Here is a 7,224-nt window from a genome sequence, read left to right as displayed (position 1 = left end):
TGATCGCTGATCGCTGAGCATCAACGACGAGCACGACCACCTCACTCATGCCGGCACACGGCCCGCCACGCTAACCGCCCAGCAGCCCCATCAGCGCCGCGGCGCGGCGGATTCGCCAATACGGACCCACGCTCCTAGCGTCATTGCCCGGGGCCACCATGGACCGGCACGAGTAGGAGGCAGGCGGGTGATTTCCGATGCTCAGGATGGCGACAGTCGGCGTCTATGGCTTCGACGTCGAGTCCTTCCTGCAACGACTGCAGCAGGCGAACGTTCGCCTGCTGCTCGACGTACGCCAGCGCCGCGGCGTCCGCGGACCTGAGTACGCCTGGGCGAACTCGCGCCGGCTGCAGGCGGCCCTCGCCCATGCCCGCATCGCCTACGAGCACCACCCTGACCTCGCCCCGACCACCGAGCTACGTCAGCTCCAGTACGCCGAGGATGACCGCCGCGGGGTCGGCAAGCGCTCGCGCCGCGAGCTCGCCGCCGAGTACACCCGCCGCTACACCACCGAGATCCTCGACCGCGCCGACCTCACGCCGATCGTCTCGGCGCTGTCGAGTAGTGGGACCGCAGCGCTGCTCTGTGTCGAGCGCGACCCGGAGGCCTGCCACCGCTCGTTGATCGCCCAGCGGTTGACCGAGCGGCACCGCGTCACGATCGAGCACCTGCGCCCCTTGTGACGCGGGAAGCGGAGTAGGAACCCTCCTCACCGGAAGACCTCGACCCCGACCCTGCCACCGACGCGCCGACCCGCCGTACACCCTTCAACTGTGAAGAGCCGGATTGATCGCGCGAAGACGTGATGCCGTGCCGCCTGCCAGGCGCCGATGCTGATTCCGGAGTCACCAGGCCGTTCCAGCCCAGACGCTGGTCAGGTCCGACCCGGACGGAGGCGCCGTGCAGCACACGGATCGACGCGCTGAGACCGACATGGCAGACGAGCTCGCTCGGCTGGTAGGGCCCACGCCTCCGCCGTTCGCGCTGCTGTACCGGCCGGAGTCGGCGGATCCGGCCAGGGTGGAGCTGCTCGTCGGCGACGTCTCGGCGGTGCACCGGCTGGCGGATCTGCCGGTGCCGGACGACGCCGTCACCGGCGGCGACAGCAGCGACACGGTCCCACGGCACGAGGTGCTCGCCCTCGTTCCGTACCGTCAGGTGGTCGAACGCGGCTACGTCTGTCGCGACGACCAGGAACCGATCCTGGCGATGACGGTGTCGCGGCAGTCCACCGTGCCGCTGGACGACATCCTCGAGTGGCTGCCCGTAGGGCCGGTCGAGCTCGCCGACGCGGGCTTCGAGGGTGACGACGAGTCGTACACCCGGCTGGTTCGCGCGGTGCTCGCCGAAGAGATCGGCACCGGGGCGGGATCGAACTTCGTGGTGAAGCGGACGTTCCGTGGCCGGATGCCCGGCGACTCGCACCGCGCCGCGCTCGCCCTGTTCCGCGAGTTGCTGGCCGGCGAGGTGGGGGCGTACTGGACGTTCCTGGTGCACACCGGAACCCGGACCTTCGTCGGCGCCACACCGGAGCGTCAGGTCAGCGTGCGGGCCGGCGAGGTCGTGATGAACCCGATAAGCGGGACGTACCGCTACCCGGTGACGGGCCCGGACCTGACGGGAACGCTCGCGTTCCTCGCCGACCGCAAGGAGGCCGGCGAGCTCGTCATGGTCGTCGACGAGGAGCTGAAGATGATGGCGGGCATCTGCGAGGTGGGTGGGCAGGTGCTCGGTCCGTACCTCAAGGAGATGGCGCGGCTCGCGCACACGGAGTACCTGCTACGCGGGCGCAGCAGTCTCGATGTCCGCGAGGTGCTGCGCCGCACCCTGCTGGCGCCGACGGTGACGGGCAGTCCCGTGGAGAACGCCTGTCGAGTGATCGCGCGTCGCGAACGTGTCGGGCGTGGGTACTACAGCGGCGTTATCGCCCTCGTCGGACGGGACGGGTCCGGCCGGCGCCTCATGGATTCCGCGATCCTCATCAGGACCGCGGACATCGACCAGACCGGTGGGATCGAGGTCGGCGTCGGTGCCACGCTGGTGCGCGACTCCGACCCCGATGCCGAGGTGGCCGAGACCGAGGCGAAGGTCGCCGGACTGCTCGCGGCGGCCGGCGTCACCGCGGGCGGGACCATCGCGACCACACGACCTGCCGGGGCCAACTGGTCGAGTGCACGCGGGTTGCCCGGCGACGAACGGGTCGACGCCGCGCTGCGGCGACGCAACGCGACGCTCTCCCGGTACTGGTTCGATCCCGAGGACGAACGAGATCGGCCGGATCCGTACCTCGCCGGGCGGCGGGTGCTCGTGCTCGACGCAGAGGACACCTTCACCGCGATGCTCGGGCAGCAGCTGCGCTCACTGGGGACGGCCGTGACGATCCGGCCATGCGGCGAGGCACTCGTCGACGGTGTCATGGAGTCGTACGACCTCGTGGTCGCCGGCCCTGGACCAGGAGATCCGCGGGACCGCGACGACAGCCGCGTCGATGCGCTGTGGCGGGTGATCGGGTGCGCCAAGCGCCAGGACATCCCGTTGCTCTGTGTGTGTCTCTCCCACCAGGTGCTCGCGTCCGCTCTGGGACTGGATCTGGTACGCAAGCCGGTGCCGAACCAGGGCGTGCAGCTCGACATCGAGCTGTTCGGCCGGCGTGAGCGGGTGGGCTTCTACAACACGTACGTGGCCTTGTCGGAGAGCGACGTGCTTCATCGGCCGGACATCCCCGGCCCGATCCGCGTGTGCCGAGATCCGCGCACGAGAGAGGTGCACGCGCTGCGGGGTCCGGGTTTCGCGTCGACGCAGTTCCATCCGGAGTCGCTGCTCACCCAGCACGGTGTGGCGATCCTTGCGGAGCTGCTCGCGTCCACGCTCACCGGTCGGCGCGGGCACCTGCCGCTGCAGCGATCGGGATGACGCGTACGAATCCACGGCAACAACGGTCGCCAAAGTCAGAGCAGAAGGAGTGCCCGCATGTCTGTGATGCAGGAACGGACTCTGCCGCGGTCGGTCGCCGGACCGGCCGCGTGGGAAGGACTGCCGGCGGAACAGCAACCGCACTGGCGCTATCACGCCGAGTACCTGCGTACCAGGGAGGCGCTCGCGGCGGCGCCATCCCTGGTGACCGTGGCGGAGCTGGACACGCTGCGGCGGAACCTCGCGACGGTCGCGGCCGGCCGGGCACTCCTGCTGCAGGCCGGCGACTGCGCGGAGAGCCTCGCGGAATGCATGTCCGACCACACCGCTGCGAAGCTCGCCGTCCTGAACGGTCTGGCTGACCGGCTCGCCGCGGGCGCGGAGGCTCCGGTCGTCCGGATCGGGCGGATCGGCGGTCAGTTCGCGAAGCCGCGGTCACAACCCGTGGAGTGGCACGACGGACGCGAGTTGCCGGTGTTCCGCGGTCACCTGGTGAACTCCGATGTGCCCACCCGTGCCGCGCGCGAGCACGATCCCAGCCGCATGCTGCTCGGGTACCAGGCGAGTGCACGCGTGCTGCGGATGCTGCGCGAGGACCGGCTGCGGCGTACCGCCGGCACGGCTGTGGCGACCGCCGGGATCGGCAGCGGTCCGTGGGCGAGCCACGAGGCGCTCGTCATCGACTACGAGGGAAGCGCGATCCGTACCGGACCCGGTGGCGGCAGCTTCCTCGGCTCGACCCACCTCCCCTGGATCGGGGAGCGCACCAGACAGCCGAACTCGGCCCACGTGCGACTGCTGTCCGCGATGGACAACCCGGTGGGCTGCAAGCTCGGTCCGAGCACGCAGGTGACCGACCTGCTCCGCCTGTGCGAGCTGCTCGACCCGGACCGGGTGCCCGGCCGACTCGTCCTGATCGCGCGGATGGGTGTCGCCCACATCGCGGAGACGTTGCCCCCGCTCGTGACGGCGGTACGCCGCGCCGGCCACCCGGCGGTGTGGCTGAGCGACCCGATGCACGGGAACACCGTGCGCACCGGGGACGGTGTGAAGACCCGGCACCTGTCGGACCTGGTCGACGAGGTGCTGGCATGCCGGGCGATCCTCGAGCGGTCCGGTGTGCACCCGGCCGGCCTGCACCTCGAGGTGGCAGCCGACGATGTCACGGAGTGCGTCGGCGGGAAGGTCAGCGGTGAGGAGATGGTGCAGCGCCGGTACACGACGTTGTGCGACCCGCGGTTGAACCCTGAGCAGGCGCACGAGCTGGTCGAGGCGTGGACATGACCTCGGTGGAGAAGGGGAGGGAACGCGACGTCGGTGGTCGGCCGCCCGTGCCGGACCGTACACGGTGGTCGGCCGTCGTCGCGGTCGCGGTGATGGTGTTCATGACCGGCCTGGACATGACTGTCGTCGCCGTCGCGTTGCCGGACCTCAGCACCGACCTCGGTGTCGGGCCGGGTCTGGCTCAGCTCGCCGTGCTGGCGTACCTGGTGCCGGTGATCGCGTTCATGCTGCCGGCCGGTGGCTGGGTCGACAGGACGGGCCGGCGCCGGGCGTTCCTCGTCGCGGTCGCCGGCTTCGGTGGCAGTAGCGCTCTGGTCGCGGTGGCGGGCTCGCTGGGCCTCGTGCTCGCCGCCCGCGCCGTGCAGGGGTTGTTCGGAGCGACGGTGGGCGCGTTGAGCTTCGCGGTCGTCGCGGCCGTGGTCCGGCCCGAGCACCGCGGCAGGGCGCAGGGCCTGGTCGCGATGCTCGGTCCCTTGGGCAGCGTGGCGGGCCCGGGCGTCGGTGGGCTGCTCGTCTCCGCGTACGGCTGGCGCGCTGCGTTCCTCGTCAACCTCCCGGTGTGTCTCCTGGCCGCCGTGCTCGGTGCACGCGCCGTGCCGCGGATCCGCGGTGGTGGCGGCAGGCCCGCGCAGTGGCTGCGCGGGGTGGCCGAGATGGCGCGCGGACGCGCGGTCGCGCCGACCCTCGCCGTACTGCTCGCGGGCACCACCGTGACCGGGGCGTACAACGCACTGTTGCCGTTCCTGCTCCAGCGCTCGTGGCACCACTCGGCCGCGGTGGCGGGGATGCTGCTGCTCGTGCCGCCCGCGACGATGGCGTTGCTGGCTCCCGGCGGCGGCATGCTCGCCGACAGGTGGGGTCCCTGGCGCATCCAGCTGGCGGGGACGCTCACGCTCGTCGCCGGTGCCGGCGCCCTGTTCGCCACCGTGGTCGGCGCCACGCGCGGTGGTGACACGGCCGACCTGGTGAGGGTGTTCGTGACACTGGTCCTGGTCGGTGCCGGTTCCGGTCTGATCCTCGGGCCCAATGGTGCAATGTTGATGTCTGCCGCACCCCCGAACCTCGCCGGCAGCATCGGTTCGCTCGCCGGCCTCGCCCGTACCGCAGGTTTCGCGCTCGGCCCCGCCCTCGCCGTACTCGCCTGGCAGGCAACCGGCGACGCCGGAACGGTCACCGGACTCGCCATCGTCATCGTCATCGCCGGCGTGGCCGTCGCCGCCGCCGTCGTCCCACCGCTCCCCGCCGCCGACACTGCCCCCCATGCTCCATGACCGGCACAGGCACGCGACCGGCATCTGTGCCGGTCACCTCGCGGCCGCAACCCGTGAGGGGCACCCTCACCGCGTCGGGGCACGGTGAGGGTGCCGTTCACGGGTGCACTCCGAGAGTCGTCGGCGGAGCTTCACCTCACCGACGTGGACTTCACCTCGTCCCGGCACGAGGTGCAGTCCACGTTGATCACGTGAACCACTGGAGGACCCTGGCGGGCCATCCCCTACTGGTGAAAGGTGACCACCCGGCTGGGGTCCCCCGCGGGGAACCGGTCACGTCCGTTTGAGGTGAGGCACCGCTGCGCATCGCGGCACGACCGCGGGGGTCGTGCCAGGACCCGTCAGGGGCACCCTCACCGTGCCTGGACACGGTGAGGGTGCCGCTCACGGGGTGCCTGGTCGCCGCCGTATTTTCGAATGAAGCTCAACGGAGCGGACGGTGAGGAAGGTCATGCATCGAGGCCGTCGATGACCCCTTCAACTATTCTTTGTCGTCCTGATGTTCGAAGAGCTCGTCCACGGTGAACCGCCTCCTCGTAATCCCCTGGCGGTGCGCGTACTCCGCAATCGTGTCGAGGGCGGGGCGGATCTCGTCGATGCCTGAAGGTCCCGCGTCCTGCCCGGAGTCGGGCGAGCTGCCGGCTGCGCTCTTGGCCTCGGCGAAGATCCCGACGAGCCGGTTCCCCAGCGACGGTATGTCCCGCAACAGCTCGGCCTTCACGCACACGAGGTGGTTCACCGGAGTCACGCCCGAGCGGGCGATCCACTGCGTCTCCATGGCCATCGGGGCGTCGAGCACGGGCCGGAGCCCCGGTGCGTTCCGCGCGTCCCACGCGACGATCGCCGCGTCCAGCTCGCCGGTACGGAGACTGCCGAGCAGGTCGGTTCCTGCCGGCATCCTGGTGACCGTCGCGGGATCGGTGAACTCGTCGAGATGGGCGGGGTCGAACGTCCGCCAGCGCACTGTGTCCGGGTCGAGGCCCGCGGTGTCCTGCAGGATCCCGCGTACCCAGGTGGCCGTCGTCTGGGTGTACGCGCGCACGCCGACCGTGCGCCCGGCGAGGTCCTGCGCGGTGTGCAGGTCGGAGTCGACGGGACACACCAGCAGCGGCAGCTCGGGCTGCCGCATCAACACGATGGGGAGGAGCACGAGCGGCCGGCCCAGGTCCTTCGCGAGCAGGTACGTGACGATGGCCATCTCGGCGACGTCGTACGCGAGGGCGTTGGCCATCGGCCGGAACGCCCGGTGCGCCGGCTCGGGGACGACATGCTCGATGGACAGCCCGGCCAGTCGCACCCGACCGTCCTGCAACGCCTCGGTGTGCGGGTAGCTGCCTACCGCCATCCGCAGGGTCTCGGGCATCGTTGTGTCCCTCTCTCTAGCGCAGGTGTCCGGTACGGCTGCCGAGTGGCACGTACTTCCGCGGCCGCGCGATCTCGTCCAGTGCGGTCGTGTCCTCGGTGGTCATCCGCCGGCGAGCAGGCCGTGCGCGAGCGGGAAGTACGGCGTGACTCCGATGCCGTAACGAAGACAGACCGGCACGGTCTCCAACAGGATTGTCGCTAAGAATCGCGAACCATCTGCAACGGTTGTCGGGTCGGTCAGCTCGTCGCATCGTCGGCCCGGACGTACTCCACCCCGAGACCGGCCAGGACGGCGCGGAGGCCGTACCTGTCGAGCCCGAGCTCACCCGCGGCGAGCGCCTTCCTGGTGTCCTCCTCCTTGGCCACCCGCGCCCGGTCGGCGCGAAGGGAT

5 protein-coding genes are annotated in these 7,224 nt (G+C 70.7%); 4 read left to right on the top strand and 1 reads right to left on the bottom strand.

Annotated features, from left to right (window positions below; all coding sequences use genetic code 11):
• Positions 1–197: 197 nt before the first annotated feature.
• From GEV10_15845 to GEV10_15830, 4 genes are all read left to right on the top strand, one after another.
• Positions 198–683: a DUF488 family protein gene (locus GEV10_15845; protein ID MQA79930.1), complete on the top strand. Its 486-nt coding sequence runs from the start codon at positions 198–200 to the stop codon at positions 681–683.
• Positions 684–933: 250 nt separating this feature from the next.
• The gene (locus GEV10_15840; GenBank protein ID MQA79929.1) at positions 934–2,913 is read left to right on the top strand and encodes a phenazine-specific anthranilate synthase component I; all 1,980 of its coding nucleotides are present in this window, start codon (positions 934–936) and stop codon (positions 2,911–2,913) included.
• Positions 2,914–2,979: 66 nt separating this feature from the next.
• A complete protein-coding gene (locus tag GEV10_15835; GenBank protein ID MQA79928.1) occupies positions 2,980–4,197 on the top strand; it encodes a phospho-2-dehydro-3-deoxyheptonate aldolase in 1,218 nt (405 codons plus the stop codon).
• On the top strand, positions 4,194–5,468 hold the full coding sequence (locus GEV10_15830) for an MFS transporter (GenBank protein ID MQA79927.1): 1,275 nt from the start codon (positions 4,194–4,196) through the stop codon (positions 5,466–5,468). Before GEV10_15835 ends, GEV10_15830 begins: the two co-directional genes overlap by 4 nt.
• A gap of 481 nt (positions 5,469–5,949) precedes the next feature.
• Here the strand turns inward: GEV10_15830 and GEV10_15825 are convergent, their stop codons facing one another.
• Positions 5,950–6,831, bottom strand: a complete 882-nt coding sequence (locus GEV10_15825) for a hypothetical protein (GenBank protein ID MQA79926.1) — start codon at positions 6,829–6,831, stop codon at positions 5,950–5,952.
• Positions 6,832–7,224 lie beyond the last annotated feature (393 nt).

Source organism: Streptosporangiales bacterium, assembly GCA_009379955.1.
Lineage (GTDB): Bacteria > Actinomycetota > Actinomycetes > Streptosporangiales > WHST01 > WHST01.
Note: the sequence above shows the minus strand (reverse complement) of the source record. Positions and strands in the feature narration are given on the sequence as shown.